The following is a 17,165-nucleotide window of genomic DNA, read 5'->3' as shown; positions in this document are numbered from 1 at the left end:
AGCCGTGCATGCACGCCATTTCCCGCTACTGCCACCTTGTCCTGATCTGCCTTTCTTGCAATATGGCGCTTGCCGCCGCGCCAGATTTCACCAGCGCGGCAGGCATGGCGCACAGCTGCGCCGGCAACTTGCAGGCGCAGCCGGCCGCGACGCCACAGGCGCAGCAAGCCTGGGTACTCTGCCGCGACATTGCCACCGCTAAACGATTGCTGCGCCTGGCCGACCGTTATCCGCCGCAGCAGCAAGGACAATTATCGCTGCAGCAGCTGGATCAGGAAGGCTTGCGCGTCGCCTTTGCCGCCTTGCGCGATGAAGTGCGCACGACGCGGCGCGTGCTGGAGAAAATCGTGTTGCGTAGCAAGGACGACGGCTTGCTGCTGGTGCCCGCCACCTGGGGCAGCGACTTGAATGGCGACGGTACGCTGACGCCGGAAGAGCAGTATCTGTTTGCCATTCCCAAGCGGCCGGTGGCCGGCACGCCGGACGGGGAAGACAGAGGTGCGGACAGCCGAACGCAGCAATATTACCAGCGGCATTACCAGCTGGAAGCGCGCTTTCGCGTCGACCAGAGCGATGTGCAGTGGTTGCTCGGCTATCATTATTTTCTGGAAGCCTCCGCCGAGCTGAGTGCGGCATTCGACAACGGGCCCGGCACGCTGGCGTTGCGCGTGCGCGATCCAGCCGCATTGCGGCGCGCCCATGGTTTGCTGCTGGCGGGTGTGAACAGCAGCGAAAAACTGCGCCAGTTGGTGCTGGCAGAAACGGATGACGAGGAAGAGTGGATTGCCTATCCGGGCCAACGCAGCAGTGTTTTCCCCGAAACCTTGAGCGAACCGGACTTCGATGCCTGGAAAACGCTGCTCGGGCATATTCTGCCGGTGCTGGAAGGCAAACAGCTGCTGGCCGCGCCTGCCAATGCCAGCCTGTTCGAATCGCTCTTCAGCAGCATTTGCGCGGACAAGCAAGGCTTGAATGTTGCCAGCCTGTTTCGCCGTCAGCGCAACGAAGTGCTGGTGCCGGAAAGCGGGCCGGTCAGGCTGGCCGGCTGTCAGCCCATCACGGCACGCCACCCCGTGTCGCCTTTGCTGCGCTACCTGTCAGGACCAGTGCAGAGAGGCATGGAGCATGCGCCCACAGGCATGGCCATGCTGCGTAAATTGTTTTGGGTAAATTGATCTGCTGAATTGAAGCGCTGAATTGCCGGGCAATGGCGGGATATGGCAAAATTACTGGATGAATCAACCCTTGCCCACCATCACCCTGCGTCCCGCCCTGGTCGCCGACGCGCCCGCCATCGTCGCTCTGATCGACGACCTGATGCCCTTTCTGACCCTGCACCCCGATGGCGCGGGGGCGGAAAAGTTCATCGAACATTGCCGCCAGCCGTCCATCGAAAACTATCTGTCGCTGCCCAATTACGCCTACCAGCTCGCGCATATCGACGGCGAGCTGGCCGGCGTGGTGGCCATGCGCGACAACACGCATCTGTTCCACATGTTCGTGCCGCGCGCCCTGCACCGGCGCGGCCTGGCGCGCCGTTTGTGGCAGGCAGCCCGCGATGCGTCGCTGGCCAGGGGCGGTGTGACGGCATTTACCGTCAACTCCTCGGCCTACGCCTTGCCCCTGTATGAAAGCCTGGGCTTTGTCGCCACGGGGCCGAAGGTGGAGACGGGCGGCATCGCGTTTGTGCCGATGCGCATGGAATTGACGGCCTGATTACCAGCGCACGATCTTCCCCGGATTCATGAGGTTCTTCGGATCGAGCGCGTGTTTCACGGCGCGCATGGTGTCGATGGCGCCTACACCATGTTCTTCCACCAGGAAAGCCATCTTGTGCATGCCCACGCCATGTTCTCCCGTGCAGGTGCCGTCCATGCCGATGGCGCGCGTGACCATGTCGCTGTTGACCTTTTCGGCGCGGGCGATGTCGGCCGGATCGTCGGGGTCGACCAGCATCTGTACGTGGAAATTGCCGTCGCCCACGTGGCCGATGATGGCGTAGACCAGGCCCTGCGCCTCGCAATCGGCCTTGGTGGCCAGGATGCATTCGGCCAGGCGCGAAATGGGCACGCAGCAGTCGGTGGAAATGGCGCGGCTGCCAGGGCGCATCTGCAGCAGGGCGAAATACGCGTTGTGGCGCGCGGCCCACAGGCGCGAGCGGTCTTCGGGGCGGCTGGCCCATTCGAAATCGCTGGCGCCGTGTTCCGCCGTGATGGCTTGCACCAGCTGCGCCTGCTCGGCCACGCTGGCCGGCGTGCCGTGGAATTCAAACAGCAGCAAGGGTTTTTCTGGCAAGGCCATCTTGTCGTAGGCGTTGATGGCTTTGACGCCGTTTTCATCGAGAAACTCGACCCGTGCCACGGGAATGCCCATCTGGATGGTCTGGATCACGGCGCTGACGGCCTCGCCCGTGCCGGGAAACGAACAGACGGCCGCCGAGATCGCTTCCGGCAGCGGATACAGTTTCACCGTCACTTCCGTGATGATGCCCAGGGTGCCCTCGCTACCGACAAACAAGCGCGTCAGGTCGTAGCCGGCCGAGGATTTTTTCGCCCTGGTCCCCGTCTTGATGATGCGGCCATCGGCCGTCACCACCGTCAGGGCCAGCACGTTTTCGCGCATGGTGCCGTAGCGCACGGCATTCGTGCCCGAGGCGCGCGTGGCCGCCATGCCGCCCAGCGACGCATTGGCGCCCGGGTCGATGGGGAAGAACAGGCCCGTGTCACGGATTTCCTCGTTCAGTTGCTTGCGCGTCACGCCCGCCTGCACGGTGGCCGTCAAGTCTTCAGCATGCACTGCTACCATCTGGTTCATTTGCGACAGATCAATCGTCACGCCACCATGCAGGGCCAGCACATGGCCTTCGAGCGAGGTGCCGCTGCCATAGGCGATGACGGGCACGTCGTGTGCGCTGCACAGCTTGACGGCGGCCGCTACTTCCTCGGTGGAATGGGCGAAGATGACGGCGTCCGGTAACATCGGGGGATAGCTCGACTCGTCGCGGCCATGGTGTGCGCGCATGGCTTGCGTCATGGAAAAGCGGTCGGCAAAGATCAGGGAAAGTACGGCAGCAAGAGATTCTGGCAGCGGTTTTTTCAGTACCGCCAACTGGTCAGTTTGATTCACGCGAGTCCTCCGTTTTTTTTATTCTACTCCGCGCCTGGGGATTTCACCGAAGCACCATATTGATTTTTTGCCAGTTGTAAAAAAATCCGCAGGGTTTGCCGTCCACTGGTTGTAAATGAGAATCATTTCTATTAAAATGCCCGCCAGTAGTTATTTTGCAATGCGCGTTTTACCCGAAAGGCCATGCCCATGAAATTCCCCCGGTCCCTCGCCGCCGTCCTGCCCGCCTGCGTGCTGGCGCTGAGCGCCTGCAGCAGTGTCGCACCCGCCACTGGCACGGCCGCCACCACGACCGCCGCGCCCGCTTCTGCACAAGACGTGCGCCAGCTGGGCGAGATCGTCGACCTGCGCAGCGGCCAGCGCCTGAGCGCCGATCAATTGCTGGCCCAGCTGGGCGCCGCCCCGCGCGTGATCATCGGCGAGCAGCATGACCAGCTCAGCCATCACCGGATCGAGCAATGGCTGCTGCAGCAATTGCAGGGCCAGCGTCCGCAAGGCAGCGTGCTGCTGGAAATGCTGAATCCGGACCAGCAAGCCAAGGTGGACAAGGTCAAGCCGTGGCTGCAGACGGACCCCGTCGTGCGTCCCGAACACGTGGCCGAACTGCTGGCCTGGCAAGCGAGCTGGAAGTGGGCGCACTATGGCGACCTGGTCATGACCGTGATGCGCGCGCCATACCCAGTCTGGTCGGCCAACCTGGACCGCAGCGAAATCAAGCAACTGTTTATCGACCAGCCGGCCGTGCAGGGCAAGCATTCGAACCTGGCCAACGATGGCAAGGTGCATGACAAACTGAAAGACATCATCCGCGTCATGCACGACAACCAGATCGACGCGCCGCGCCTGGCCGCCATGCTGTCGGTGCAGCAGCAGCGCGACCGCCGCATGGCCGAGCGCCTGTTGGCCGCGCCCGCGCCGGCCGTGCTGATCGCCGGCGCCTACCATGCGCACAAGGACCTGGGCGTGCCGCTGCACGTGCAGGACTTGACGGGCGGCCCGGCGCCGCTGGTGCTGGTGCTGGCACAGCGCGGCGCCACGGTGCTGGCGCCGCAGGCGGATTTCGTCTGGTTCACGCCGGTGGCGGCACCCGTCGTCGCCAGCGCCAAGTAATTCCTTGTACTGCCGCCGGGCGTTCAGCCCGGCACTCTCCCCCAGCAAGCTTCTTAGCAGCAGCCAGGTAGTCCGTCCGATTTTTTGCATGCGCGTGCGCGCCGTTGGCGCAGCCATGCCTGTTAACTACTGAAGCTTCCATGCGTATCCCTTGTATCAAAGCCGCCACCTGCGGCATCGTTCTTTCCCTGTTTCATGTCACGGCGCAAGCGTCCGCGCTGCCGCACGATATGTCGCCGCTGGGCATGTTTTTCGCCGCCGACCAGGTGGTGAAAAGCGTGCTCATCGGTTTGCTGGTCGCTGCGCTGGCCACCTGGGTGGTCTTGCTGGTGAAAGGCGCCAGCTTGCTGCAAGCGCGGCGCGAAGCGGCGCTGGCCGTCGCCATGCTGAAGACGGCGACCTCCTTGCCGGATGCGGCAGTAAAGTGCAGGGCGTCTTTTATGGCGCAACGGTTGCTTGATGATGTGCAACAGGAACTGAGTTTGTCGCACGCGAATGCACCGGCGGCGGCGTTGAAAGAACGGGCTGGTTTTCGCCAGGAACAGTTCATCGCCCACCAGGTGCGCGCCATGACGCAAGGCATAGGATTACTCGCCAGCATCGGCGCCGTGGCGCCGTTTGTCGGCCTGTTCGGCACCGTGTGGGGCATCATGAACAGTTTCATCGGCATCGCCGTCAGCCAGAGCACGAACCTGGCCACCGTCGCGCCCGGCATCGCGGAAGCCTTGCTGGCGACGGCCCTGGGCCTGGTGGCGGCGATTCCCGCCGTCGTCATCTATAACGTCTTGAGTCGTGGCATCAACCAGTACAAGGCGCAGCTGCGCGCCGCTTCCGCGCAAGTGCTGCTGATGCTGAGCCGCGACCTCGACACGCGCCAGCAGGCCTGAAGCATGGCTTCCCTGTTTCCGTCACCGGACGACGACACGGCCGACATGCCGGAGCTCTGCGAGATCAATGTCACGCCCTTCATCGACGTGATGCTGGTGCTGTTGATCATTTTCATGGTGGTCTCGCCGCTGGCCACCGTCGACCTGAAAATCGACTTGCCGGCGGCCACGGCCAAGCCCGAGCCGCGTCCCGACAAGCCGCTGTTCGTTTCCCTGAAAGCCGATCACAGCCTGTATCTGGGGGAATCGCCCGTGGCGCGCGGGCAACTGGGCCGCCTGCTCGATGCCGAAACGGGCGGCGACCGCCAGCGCACGCTGTTTTTCCAGGCCGACAAGCAAGCCGCGTATGAAGACGTGCTGGGCGTGATGGATGCCCTGCGCCAGGCCGGCTACCTGAAAGTGGGCCTGGTGGGCCGGGAGGGGGGCGGGTGAGTCCGCGTCCGATATTGAGCTGGGGCATCGCCACTTCGCTGGTGGTGGCTACAGCGCTGGCCCTGCTGTTGTGGGCGGCCCGGCAGCCCGTCAGCGTCGCGCCCGCTAATCCGGCCGCCAGCGTGATGCTGGTGTTTGCCGCGCAAGCGATGTCGCCGGAGACACAACAGGCGGCGGCAGCAGGGGCGCGCCAGTCGGCCGCCTCCAGCGCCGCCCGGCCACCGAAGAGCACGACCCGGCACGAGGCGCTGCCCGTGCTGGCGCGCGCCGCCGCGCCGCAGATCGTCGCTGCGGAAAAAGAGGCGAAGGCAGAAACCGCTCCGTCGCCAGATCCCGGCAAGGATGCCGCCAAGGAAGCGTCATTGCCCGCGCAGGCCAGCAGCAGCGCCACACCGGCGCCGGCCGCCGTACGCGGTCCGCAGGCGGCGCCCTTCGACAGCGACACGCCATCGACCAGCGCGGTGCCGGCCAGCTGGCAAAGCCGCGTGCTTGGCCATCTGGGCCATTTCAAGCGCTATCCCGGTGATGCGCGCCAGCGCAAGCGGGCCGGTGCCGCCTGGGTGCGCTTCCAGGTGGATCGTGACGGCAAGCTGCTGGCCAGCGAACTGGTCACCTCGTCGGGCACGGTGCTGCTCGACCGCGAGGCCTTGCAAGTGCTGCAGCGCGCGCAACCGTTGCCGGCGCCGCCAGTCACCTTGCTGCGCCAGGGCACGGTGACGGTGACCTTGCCCGTGTCGTTCAAGCTCGATGCCGGGAACGGCCACGGCGCCAGCTGAATTTTTTCAATCACATAACAAATCGAGGGTGTATGCATATCAAGACAATGACGCAGGCCGTGGGCGTTTGCCTGGCCTTGCTGGCGCAGCAGGCATGGGCGCAACCAGCGCAAGACAGTGGCAAGGTGGAATTTGCGCCGCTGAATGTATCGGGCGAGGCGGTCCCTGTGGAACAGCAGGCGCTGGAAAAACCGGGCGCCGTCAGTGCGCGCGGACCGGACACGCGCTTGCAGCCGGTCGACCAGATCGTGCGCAGCATGCCGGGCACGTTTACCCAGATCGACCCGGCGCAGGGCGCCGTCAGCGTGAATATTCGCGGCCTGTCGGGCCTGGGGCGCGTCAACATGATGGTCGATGGCGTGAGCCAGAATTACTATGGCAGCGCGCCGTCGTCCGTGTCGCACGGCGGCGTGCCCAGCAGCCAGTTTGGCGCCCTGATCGACCCGAACTTCATCATCGGCGTGGATGTGTCGCGTGGTAATGTCGTCGGTGGCGATGGCGTCAATGCGCTGGCCGGCAGCGCCAATTTCCGCACCATCGGCGTCGATGATGTCGTCTTCGCCGGTGAAAAAACCGGGGCGCGCACGAAGATGTCGACCGGAAATAATGGTGTGGGGCGCAGCGGCATGCTGGCCGTGGCCATGAAAAACCCGGCCTTCGATGGCGGCAGCGTGGGCTTCATGGCGGCCACCAGCGCGAGTGTGATCGGCAACAACTACAAGAATGCCAAGGGCGTCAACAGCGAGGAATTCGGTTTCGGCTACAACCGCTATTACAAGCAGAAGCCCAAGTCGCAACTGCTCAAGCTGGACCTCAAATTGAGCGACTTCCACGCGCTGGAACTGTCGGCGCGCGATTACCGCAGCACCTTTACGCGTCGCGATATTCAGAGTGATGACTACTACGTCAAATATCACTACACGCCGTTTTCGGAGTTAATCGACCTCCATGTGGTGGCCAGCAGCAGCCGTGGCAAGCAGAAATACATGCCTGAGGCGCTGACCAATTTCATCAACACGAATGCGGCCAACCGCGCCGACGCCTTCGATATCAACAACACCAGCAGCTTCAGGCTGGCCGGCGGCGATGCGCTGGTGACCATCGGCGGCAAGCTGATGCGCAACAAGTACAGCAAGCACGTGGAAAGCCTGGTCGACGACCCCGACAACCCCGAGGCGAACCAGCAATCGATTGAAAACAATACTTTCGGGCCGGAAGGACGGCAAAAGATCGATAGCGTGTATGCCGGCCTGCAATACAACCGTGGCATTGTTCAAGTCAATGCAGGCCTCAACTATACGAGCTTCGAGCTGACGGGTTACAAGCCCGCCTGCGATCCGCGCGTGCAGTGCTTCCCGCAAGGCGCGTCGCACATCGCGCTGAAAGAACACGGCGTGAATCCTTCGCTGATGCTGTCGGCGCAGGTCGCACCGTGGTTCCAGCCGTTTGCCAGCGCCGAGCGCACCATGCGCGGGCCGAATCCGCAGGAAGTATTCTTTTCCAACGATGGCGGCGCCTCGATGAATCCCTTCCTGAAGGGCGAGCGGGCCAGCACTTATCAGCTGGGCTTCAATTCCAGCCTGCATGGTTTGCTGAGCAAGAATGACGTGCTGAACTTCAAGGCCCTGTATTTCAAGAGCAAGATCGACGGCTATATCACCAGCCAGTCCTTCCTTGTGTGCGACAGCGGCCGCAAGTGCAATATCGCGGAAGTACTCGCCAATGACTGGCGCAATGTGGATGACTACATGACCAATATGTATATCTACATCAACTCGGCCACGCCCGTGTACTCGCGCGGCTGGGAACTGGAAGCGCAATATCAGCTGGGGCCGGCGTATGCGCGCCTGTCGTACACGCGCGAAACGACGCGCCAGCCGACCTCGATCGCCAGCGCCTGGTTCGGCGCGGCCGACATCAGCGAGCTGCCCAGCGTGTACTACAACCTCGACGTGGGCACGCGCCTGCTGGACAACAAACTGGAAGTGGGCGCCATCCTCAAGCACACGGGCTCGAACCGCCGTTTGTCGCCCGACAATGAAGCCGATGAAGCGACGGGCGAAGTGCTCAAGGCCGAGAATCCGAAGATTCCGGCCGTGATCGACCTGTATGCGAGCTGGCAGGTGTCGAAAAACCTGTTCCTGCGCCTGTCGGTGCAGAACGCCATGAACAAGGATTTTTCGGAAGCGCTGAACCGGCTGAACTCGATGCCGTCGCAGTCGCAGGACAACACGCCGCTGAGCACGGCGCGTGGGAGGACGTATATTGCTGGATTGGAATATCGTTTCTAACAGAGAAAAGCCACCACCGCGGCGTCAGGCGCTGCGGTGGTGGCTACGGGAAGCTTAGTATTCCCGTGGTGTCGTTCCATAATAGCTGTGGATGGACTGGGCCCACGTGGTATCGGCCATGTTCGGCCAGTTATCCGTGTCGAAGCCGGGCGCGTTTTCGATGCGTTCCTTGTCGACGTTGAGCGTGAAGCGCTTGTTGACGGTGTCGAGCAGCAGTGCTTCCCAGGGCACGGCGAACAGTTTTTCGCCGATGGTGAAGACACCGCCGTGCGACATGACGGCGTAGGCGATCTTGCCGCTGCGCATATCGATCATGATTTCCTTGATTTCGCCCAGATGTTCATCCTTGGCGTTGTGCACATGGTCGCCGATCAGGGTGTCGGCACCCATCAGTTCAGGACCGGGACCTTTGTGGCCGCGGTTGACATACATGCCGTAGGCGTCGCGTTCTTCGTAGCTCATGATGTACCTCCGTTGAAAAATCCCAGTCTGCCGACAGGGCGCGGCAGGGTCTGTTCGCTCGCCCACACAAATTAAGGAATTGAAAATATTTTAATTATTACTATTGAGTAATTTTGTTGTGTGTAGACCGCAGGAGCGGGGAGGATCGTCGACATTTGGCGCAAATTTCCGCGCGTGGAGAGCGCTGCAGCCGGGCTTTAGTGTATAATTTCAATTTCCCGCACGTGCCGTTCGGCACCATCTGCAATGACCAAATTTGTCTTCGTCACTGGTGGCGTTGTGTCTTCCCTTGGAAAAGGGATTGCCGCCGCCTCCCTCGCCGCGATCCTCGAATCGCGCGGCCTTAAAGTCACCATGCTCAAGCTCGACCCGTATATCAACGTCGATCCTGGCACGATGAGCCCTATGCAGCACGGTGAAGTATTCGTCACCGACGACGGGGCCGAAACCGACCTCGACCTCGGTCACTACGAGCGCTTCATTTCCACCCGCATGAAAAAGGTGAATAACTTCACCACTGGCCAGATCTATGAATCGGTGATCCGCAAGGAACGCCGGGGCGAGTATCTGGGCAAGACCGTGCAGGTGATTCCGCATATCACCAATGAAATCCAGGATTACATCCGCCGTGGCGCCGAAGGCTACGACGTGGCCCTGTGCGAAATCGGGGGCACCGTCGGCGATATCGAATCGTTGCCCTTCCTGGAAGCGGCACGTCAGCTGAGCCTGCGCGCCGGCCGCAAGAACACGGCTTTCGTCCACCTGACCCTGGTGCCTTATATCGCCTCGGCCGGTGAACTGAAGACCAAGCCGACGCAGCACTCGGTACAAAAACTGCGTGAAATCGGCATCATGCCGAACGCGCTGCTGTGCCGCGCCGACCGCGCCATCCCGGAAGACGAGCGCGCGAAGATCTCGCTGTTCTCGAATATCGAAGAGCATGCCGTCATTTCCGTGTGGGACGTCGACACCATCTACAAAGTGCCGCAAATGCTGCACGACCAGGGCCTCGACAAGATCATCTGCGAAGCGCTGGACCTCGATCCGGCACCGGCCGACCTGTCGATCTGGAGCAAACTGATCTACACGATGGAGCACCCGAAGGCGGAAGTGACCGTCGGCATGGTCGGCAAGTATGTCGAGCTGACCGAGTCGTACAAGTCGCTGATCGAAGCGCTGCGCCACGCCGGCATCCACACGGAAAGCCGCGTCAACATCGAGTACATCGATTCGGAAGAAATCGAAACGACCGGTTGCGAGAACCTGGCCAAGTACGATGCCATCCTGGTACCGGGCGGCTTCGGCAAGCGCGGTGTGGAAGGCAAGATCAAGGCGGCCCAGTTCGCCCGTGAACACAAGATCCCTTACCTGGGCATCTGCCTGGGCATGCAAGTGGCCCTGATCGAATACGCGCGCAACAAGGCAGGCATGCCGAACGCGAATTCGACCGAGTTCGACCTTGATACGGATCAACCTGTCGTTGCACTGATCAATGAGTGGCAAAACCACGATGGTAAAGTCGAGTTGCGCGATGAAAACTCGGACCTGGGCGGTACCATGCGCCTGGGCGCGCAGACCTGCGCCGTCAATCCGGGCACCCTGGCTGCCGAGATCTACGGCAGCGTGGTGACCGAGCGTCACCGTCATCGCTACGAAGCCAACAATCATTACCTGGCCCGTGTCGAAGCGGCTGGCATGATCGTCTCGGCCCGCACGCCGAGCGAAGATTTGTGCGAAATCATGGAATTGCCACGCACGGGTGAAAATTCCCACCCATGGTATATGGGCGTGCAATACCATCCCGAGTTCAAGTCGACGCCACGTACCGGCCATCCGTTGTTTACCTCGTTCATCAAGGCAGCGCTGGCGCACAAGGAAGCCAACGCCGCCGCGGAATAACGCGGGTCGATTGCGACAGTATTACCCGTAAGACAGCTCCCGGCCAGATGGTTCCCGCCGGGAGTTTCTTTGCCCCCTTTGTGCAATTGCGCATCAGAACGCAGTGTGCAGCCCCCTGTTACGCTTAACTTTGGAGAATGACATGAGTGCTATTGTTGATATTATCGGTCGCGAAATCCTGGACTCGCGCGGTAACCCGACCGTCGAATGCGATGTGTTGCTGGAATCGGGCGTGATGGGCCGTGCGGCCGTACCGTCGGGTGCCTCGACCGGTTCGCGCGAAGCCGTGGAATTGCGCGATGGCGACGCCAAGCGCTACTTCGGCAAGGGCGTGCTGCAAGCCTGCGAAAACATCAACACCGAAATCTCCGAAGCCATCATGGGCCTGGACGCCAATGAACAGGCTTTCCTGGACCGTACCCTGATCGACCTGGACGGCACGGAAAACAAATCGCGCCTGGGCGCCAACGCCATCCTGGCCGTTTCCATGGCCGTGGCCAAGGCTGCCGCTGAAGAAGCGGGCTTGCCGCTGTACCGCTATTTCGGCGGTTCGGGCGCCATGCAGATGCCAGTGCCGATGATGAACGTCATCAACGGTGGCGCGCACGCCGACAACAACCTGGACATCCAGGAATTCATGATCATTCCCGTGGGCGCCCCGTCGTTCAAGGAAGCCGTCCGCTACGGCGCGGAAGTGTTCCACACGCTGAAAAAGATCCTGCACAAGAAGGGCCTGAACACCAACGTGGGCGACGAAGGCGGTTTCGCGCCATCGCTGGCCAACCATGAAGAAGCCATCAAGCTGATCATCCAGGCCATCGAAGAAGCGGGCTACGAGCCAGGCACGCAGATCGCCATCGGCCTCGATTGCGCCGCGTCCGAGTTCTACAAGAACGGCAAGTACGAAATGGAAGGCGAAGGCCTGAGCCTGACGGCCACCGAGTTCACCAACCTGCTGGCGACCTGGTGCGACAAGTACCCGATCATCTCGATCGAAGACGCGATGCACGAAGGCGACTGGGACGGCTGGGCGATCCTGACGGCGGAACTGGGCAAGAAAGTGCAGCTGGTCGGCGACGATCTGTATGTCACCAACACCAAGATCCTGAAAGAAGGCATTTCGAAAGGCATCGCCAACTCGATCCTGATCAAGATCAACCAGATCGGCACCCTGACGGAAACCTTCGCCGCCATCGAAATGGCCAAGCGCGCCGGCTACACGGCCGTCATTTCGCACCGCTCGGGCGAAACGGAAGACTCGACCATCGCCGATATCGCCGTTGCTACCAACGCCCTGCAGATCAAGACCGGCTCGATGTCGCGTTCGGACCGCATGGCCAAGTACAACCAGCTGCTGCGTATCGAGGAAGACCTGGGCGACATCGCCAGCTACCCTGGCCGCGATGCGTTCTATAATCTGAAGTAAGCTGATGTAAAACCCACTGGCCGGCCGGAGATATCCGGCCGGTTTGTTAACTGAATGCCCCATGCGCCTGATTACGCTCGCCCTGGCAGCCCTGCTGCTGCTGATCCAATTTCCCCTCTGGCTGGGTAAAGGCGGCTGGCTGCGTGTTGCCGACATGGAAGCCCAAGTGGCGCTGGCCAACAAGAAGAATATGGAATTGAAGGCGAGAAACGCCAAGCTCGAATCCGAAGTGCGCGACCTGAAAGATGGTACCGGCGCCGTCGAGGAGCGTGCCCGCTATGAGCTGGGCATGGTCAAACAGAATGAGATTTTCGTGCAGATCGTGCGCAAGGGCCAGACCCCGCCACTGCTGGAAACACCGGTGGACGCTGCTGCGCCACATTAAGATAGTACGACTTCCCGCTTGTCAGCCTGGACCGATTGCCAGGCTGACCTGTCACATTGCTACCCTGTACTTGCTACTCTGCACTGCTGCACGCGATTGCCTTGCTGCTTGCTGATCAGAAACGGGCCTTGCCGGTCGTGATCAGGTAAAAATGGATGCTGGTGACCACGACGGCAACAGCGATCAGTGCGGTTTCGAGAAATATCATATAAAAATCCTTGTCAGTATGTAGTTGGCTTAAAAAACGTCCAGGGCGAGGCGCAGGCAACGCCGCGATGAACGTTTTTTATCCGCGCGACGCCAGGAAGCGCAGCTCTGAAGCCAAGTTCGGCATCAGGTTTTCATAACGGGCCGCTTCCGAGTTCAGCAGCGCGATGTCGCGCTTGCTAGGGCGCACATAGCGCTGTTCTTCGGCGCTGCTGGTGTTCGTGGCGATGACTTCCTTCTGCGCCAGTTCGCTGTACGGCTTGGAAGCGAGCAGGGCGCCCAGGAAGGCGCGCGTGGCGCGGCCCAGGTTGCTGAAGTAGTTGTCGTTGTCGTTGCTGTAGGTGTTGGTAAAAGTGGACATATGCCCTCCATGAATGGTCTGTTGTTGCATTGCACAATAGTGGAGTTGGCGATATATGTCTAATTTCAAATTCCAATTTCAGAAATTCAAGAAACGCATAATAAGGGCGTAGCTGCCGGCCACGCCCTGAAATTAAAATTGTTACGGAATGTTTATCCGGCGGCGATGCGTCCCAGGCCCGGATCGTCGCTGAAAAAGCCGTCCAGTCCCGTTTCGATGTAGCGCCGCATTTCCGCGACGGATCCCGCTTCGTTGCGCGCATTTTCTCCATTGCCATCGCGGAAGTCGGCCGCCAGGAAACGGTTTTCCGGGCGGAAGGTCCATGTGTGCAACAGCAAGCCTGCCTGGTGCGCATCGTCGACAATGGTCGTGGGCTTGGCCAGGCGCTGATCGGCGCCCAGCGCGATGACGCCCCGCGTGGGCGGCGCCACCACGTCCGCATAGGTGGCGATGTCGCGCAAGCCGGCCGGCGTGATCATCTGCCCGAAGGTCAGCTTGCCGCCCGCCTTGGCCACGTCCATCGGGCGGATATCGCCGCCCACCACCAGCTGCATCAGGCGCACGTTGGCGCGCCGTCCCAGCTTCTCGCGCAGGTACTTCAAATTGGCCACTTCGAAGGACTGGATTTCGATCGGTGCGCGGCGCGTGTATTCGTGCGCCAGCATGGTCGACAGGAAACGGTCTTCCAGCGCCAGGCCCGCATCGCGGAAGTAGGTGGAACTTTTCAGCTCCGGCACGAGGCCGATGATGCGTCCGCTGGCGGCAGATTGCGCTGCAACAAAATCGATGATTTCTTCCCAGGTGGGGATCTGGAATTGGCCATCGTACAAGGTGTTGCCGGTGCGTACTTTCGGCAGGCGTTCGATGGCGCGCAGGGTTTTCAATTCCGCCAGGGTGAAGTCGTCGACGAACCAGCCCTCGTGCCATTCGCCGTCGACCATCTTCTTGCCGCGCCGGCTGGAAAATTCAGGACGACGGGCCACGTCGGTGGTGTCGATCAGATTGCTTTCATGGCGCGCCACGAGGATGCCGTCGCGCGTGGCAACCAGGTCGGGTTCGACGTAATCGGCGCCGTCGAGGATGGCCTTGGCATACGACGCCAGCGTATGCTCGGGGCGCAGGGCGCTGGCACCCCGGTGGGCGAACACCAGCGGACGCGCCGGTTTTGCTTCCAGCAGACCGGCGGCAAAGCCGGGCGCAGCCGCCAGGGCCAGGCCGCCCACGGCCGCCTGGACGAAGTTGCGGCGCGAAAAGTGCCGTTGCAGGAGGATAGGCTCGCGCATCAGAAGTCCGCCGTCAGGGTCAAAAAGCCCTGGCGCGGGGCGATCGGGAAGGTGTTATACGTCTTGTCGGCTGCGCCCACCACCACGTTCAGCGAACCGTCGCGGTTGGCCAGGTTGCTGACGTTCACGCGCCAGCGCGGGTTTTTCAGCCAGCTGGCCATGGCCGGCAGCTTGCCCGACACGCCCAGGCCCATCAGGAAATAGCTGGGCACGGACAAATCGTTGGTGTACGTCGCGTAGCGCTTGCCCACATAGTCTCCCGTCAGCTGCACTTCGATATCGCCAAACGTGGCCGAAGCCACGAATTTGTTCAGCCATTCCGGCGAGCCGGGCACGTTCTTGCCCGCCGTCAGCACCAGCGCGGCGCCATTGTTGTAATTGTCCGCGTACTGCGAGCGGTTGTACGACAGGGCATTGTAGAACGAGAAATTGTTGCCGAAGTGTACGGTGCCGGCGATATCGATGCCGTCCGTGCGCACGCTGCCCACGTTGGCCAGCACGGGGTTGCCGCCGATGATGGAGGAAATCACGGGCGTGGGGCTGATCTGCAGCAAACGGTTGCTGAAATCGACGTGGTACACATTGACTTGCCCATCGATGGCCGTGATGGCGCCCAAGCGCAATGGATGGCTGCCGCGCACGCCCACTTCATAGGTGAGCGCCGTTTCCGGCTTGGCGTCGCGCTTGAACAGGTCGAACGCGGCCTGGCTCGACAAGCTCCAGGGCGAGGCGCCGCCACCGCCATAGGTGACGAACTGGCGCATGTTTTTCTGGATATTGAAGTAGAGCTGGTCTTGCGGCGTGAAGTCCCAGCGCGCGCCCACTTGCGGCAGGAACCATTTTTTCGTGTTGATGGTACCGACCGGCAAGGCCGTCGAGCCGCCGGAAATGGCGCCCAGGGCCGGTTGCACGGGGAATTGGCCGTCGGCAAACTGCAGGCTGGACTTGAAGCCCGCCTGCAGGGCGATATCGGGACGGATGCGCCATTCATCCTGCAAGTGCAGCTGCACCACCTTGTTGTCGATCTCGCTGCCGTACTGCGTGATCAGAGGATTGCTGGGGCGGTCATACGGCGAGGTCGGGTTGTTGACGTCCAGCGCATACCAGCGGCGGTAGGCGGACGAGCGGTTCTGTTCCAGCCACAGGCCCGCTTCCAGCTGGTGATTGCCGATTTCCTTGCGCAGGGTGGAAATGAAGCCACCGCGCTTGATGTCGTATTCCGTCGTGCGCACGGCGTAGCCCGAGTTGCCGAACACCTGTTTCAGGTTCTGTTTCGGATAGTACACGCTGAACAGGCCCGGCAAGCCGGCCACGCCGATGGGGCCGGCTACCACGCCCGCGCCGTCATCCTTGTGGTAATACACCTGGTTAGCCCAGGTCATGCCTTCGGACAAGTTGGCGTCGAACTTGGCGTAGGCCAGGTAATCGGTGCGCTGCGCATCGCTGTAGTAATTGCGGTAATTGTTGCCGTCCGCAGCCGGCGTGGCGCCCGTCGGCGACAGGTAATTCAAGGCCGCCTTGAAGTCCGGGTACAGGAAGGGGCGCGTGTACGGCGCGCTCGTCTCGCCCTTCACGTGCACGGTGCTGTCTTCGTTCGGCTCGATCTTGTCCGAGTAATTGAAGAACAGGGTCAGCTTGCCCGCCTCGCTGCGGTTGACGTATTTGGCATTGAACTGGTCGCCGCCCTGGCGCGCATCGAAGTCCCAGGCGCGCGCTTCGTGGTGCAGGATGGAAAAGTAGGCGCTGCTGCCGTCGCCGAAGGCGCCCGTGTCATAGCGGGCAAACGTGCGCGAGGTGCGGTGGCTGCCCACCGTTTGCTGCACGCTGGCGCCCTGCGTGGCCAGCGGGTCGCTGGAATAGGTTTCGATGGTGCCGCCCAGGTTGCTGGTCGAGGCCGTCGCCAGGTCGCCCGCGCCCGAGGACAGCACGACGCTGCGCACGTTTTCGCTGATCACGGCGCGCTGCGGCGACAGGCCGTTGTAGTTGCCGTACTGCTGGTCACCGAGCGGCACGCCATCCATGGTATAGCCGAGTTGCTGGCCGGAAAAGCCATGCACGAACAGCGACAGGTTCTGCTCGTTGTTGCCCCATGGATCGGCCGTCTGGAAGCTGACGCCAGGCAAGGTTTGCAAGGCTTTCAGGGGATTCGTGCCGGGCAGGATTTTCTGGATTTCATTCTTGCTCAGGGCGACCGAGGAACGCGTCTTGCGCGAGGAAATCTCCACGGTGGCCATCGCTGCGTTGTCATCAACGGGCGCTGCCATCTCGGTAGCGGCGGACGCCACGGCGGCGGCGACGGCCGTTTGGGCCAGGGCCGGCAGGGAGAGGCCTGCGGCGCAAGCGCCCAGCAAAACATGGAAGGAATGGCGGCGCAGGGCCAGCGTCAAGTGGGTGGTCATCATCAGCCTGTGGAAAGTAGTGTGGGTAATACAAGCTGCGCAGCGTAACGGCGGCGCGTGACGGGCTGATGACGGACTGATGACGGAACGATGACAGGGGAAACAATTGCGCCGCCTGAGG

At 61.7% G+C, this 17,165-nt stretch carries 15 protein-coding genes; 10 read left to right on the top strand and 5 right to left on the bottom strand.

Annotated elements, in window-relative coordinates; genetic code table 11:
• Positions 1-8 precede the first annotated feature (8 nt).
• Positions 9-1,175 (top strand): hypothetical protein, encoded by a 1,167-nt coding sequence (locus FJQ89_RS12200; RefSeq protein ID WP_141170373.1) that lies wholly within the window; start codon positions 9-11, stop codon positions 1,173-1,175.
• A 58-nt stretch (positions 1,176-1,233) separates the two neighbouring features.
• Positions 1,234-1,716, top strand: coding sequence for a GNAT family N-acetyltransferase (locus FJQ89_RS12195; protein WP_243136531.1), 483 nt, complete (start codon positions 1,234-1,236; stop codon positions 1,714-1,716).
• Here FJQ89_RS12195 and FJQ89_RS12190 read toward each other — a convergent pair whose 3' ends face one another.
• Entirely contained in the window at positions 1,717-3,126 is a 1,410-nt protein-coding gene (locus FJQ89_RS12190; protein ID WP_141170372.1) for an FAD-binding oxidoreductase, read from the bottom strand.
• A gap of 189 nt (positions 3,127-3,315) precedes the next feature.
• Between FJQ89_RS12190 and FJQ89_RS12185 the strand changes: the two genes are divergently transcribed.
• The 5 genes from FJQ89_RS12185 to FJQ89_RS12165 all read left to right on the top strand — a co-directional run bounded on the left by FJQ89_RS12185 (position 3,316) and on the right by FJQ89_RS12165 (position 8,622).
• Positions 3,316-4,236 (top strand): ChaN family lipoprotein, encoded by a 921-nt coding sequence (locus FJQ89_RS12185; protein ID WP_141170371.1) that lies wholly within the window; start codon positions 3,316-3,318, stop codon positions 4,234-4,236.
• Between the two features lie 140 nt (positions 4,237-4,376).
• Positions 4,377-5,123: a tonB-system energizer ExbB gene (gene exbB, locus FJQ89_RS12180; RefSeq protein ID WP_141170370.1), complete on the top strand. Its 747-nt coding sequence runs from the start codon at positions 4,377-4,379 to the stop codon at positions 5,121-5,123.
• Between the two features lie 3 nt (positions 5,124-5,126).
• Complete coding sequence (gene exbD / locus FJQ89_RS12175; protein WP_141170369.1) at positions 5,127-5,555, top strand: TonB system transport protein ExbD; 429 nt, start codon at positions 5,127-5,129, stop codon at positions 5,553-5,555.
• Positions 5,552-6,331 carry a TonB family protein gene (locus tag FJQ89_RS12170; protein ID WP_141170368.1) on the top strand — a complete coding sequence of 260 codons (780 nt, stop codon included), beginning with the start codon at positions 5,552-5,554 and terminating at the stop codon, positions 6,329-6,331. Before exbD ends, FJQ89_RS12170 begins: the two co-directional genes overlap by 4 nt.
• 32 nt (positions 6,332-6,363) lie before the next feature.
• Positions 6,364-8,622, top strand: a complete 2,259-nt coding sequence (locus FJQ89_RS12165; RefSeq protein WP_141170367.1) for a TonB-dependent receptor domain-containing protein — start codon at positions 6,364-6,366, stop codon at positions 8,620-8,622.
• Positions 8,623-8,676: 54 nt separating this feature from the next.
• Here FJQ89_RS12165 and FJQ89_RS12160 read toward each other — a convergent pair whose 3' ends face one another.
• A complete protein-coding gene (locus FJQ89_RS12160; RefSeq protein ID WP_071075939.1) occupies positions 8,677-9,084 on the bottom strand; it encodes a PRC-barrel domain-containing protein in 408 nt (135 codons plus the stop codon).
• 246 nt (positions 9,085-9,330) lie between these two features.
• On the opposite strand from FJQ89_RS12160, the gene FJQ89_RS12155 reads away from it, so the two are divergent.
• The 3 genes from FJQ89_RS12155 (at position 9,331) to ftsB (ending at position 12,794) form a co-directional block, all read left to right on the top strand.
• Positions 9,331-10,983 (top strand): CTP synthase, encoded by a 1,653-nt coding sequence (locus FJQ89_RS12155; protein WP_071075940.1) that lies wholly within the window; start codon positions 9,331-9,333, stop codon positions 10,981-10,983.
• A 142-nt stretch (positions 10,984-11,125) separates the two neighbouring features.
• Entirely contained in the window at positions 11,126-12,409 is a 1,284-nt protein-coding gene (eno, locus tag FJQ89_RS12150; protein WP_034750709.1) for a phosphopyruvate hydratase, read from the top strand.
• Between the two features lie 61 nt (positions 12,410-12,470).
• Positions 12,471-12,794: a cell division protein FtsB gene (ftsB, locus tag FJQ89_RS12145; protein ID WP_141170366.1), complete on the top strand. Its 324-nt coding sequence runs from the start codon at positions 12,471-12,473 to the stop codon at positions 12,792-12,794.
• A gap of 286 nt (positions 12,795-13,080) precedes the next feature.
• Here the strand turns inward: ftsB and FJQ89_RS12140 are convergent, their stop codons facing one another.
• The 3 genes from FJQ89_RS12140 to FJQ89_RS12130 form a co-directional block, all read right to left on the bottom strand.
• On the bottom strand, positions 13,081-13,362 hold the full coding sequence (locus tag FJQ89_RS12140; RefSeq protein WP_141170365.1) for a hypothetical protein: 282 nt from the start codon (positions 13,360-13,362) through the stop codon (positions 13,081-13,083).
• Between the two features lie 152 nt (positions 13,363-13,514).
• Positions 13,515-14,633 (bottom strand): glycerophosphodiester phosphodiesterase, encoded by a 1,119-nt coding sequence (locus FJQ89_RS12135; protein WP_423245214.1) that lies wholly within the window; start codon positions 14,631-14,633, stop codon positions 13,515-13,517.
• Between the two features lie 11 nt (positions 14,634-14,644).
• Complete coding sequence (locus tag FJQ89_RS12130) at positions 14,645-17,047, bottom strand: TonB-dependent receptor (protein ID WP_243136530.1); 2,403 nt, start codon at positions 17,045-17,047, stop codon at positions 14,645-14,647.
• Between the last annotated feature and the right edge of the window lie 118 nt (positions 17,048-17,165).

Source organism: Janthinobacterium tructae (assembly GCF_006517255.1).
GTDB classification, from domain to species: domain Bacteria; phylum Pseudomonadota; class Gammaproteobacteria; order Burkholderiales; family Burkholderiaceae_D; genus Janthinobacterium; species Janthinobacterium tructae.
This window is presented reverse-complemented; position numbering and strand designations above follow the sequence as displayed.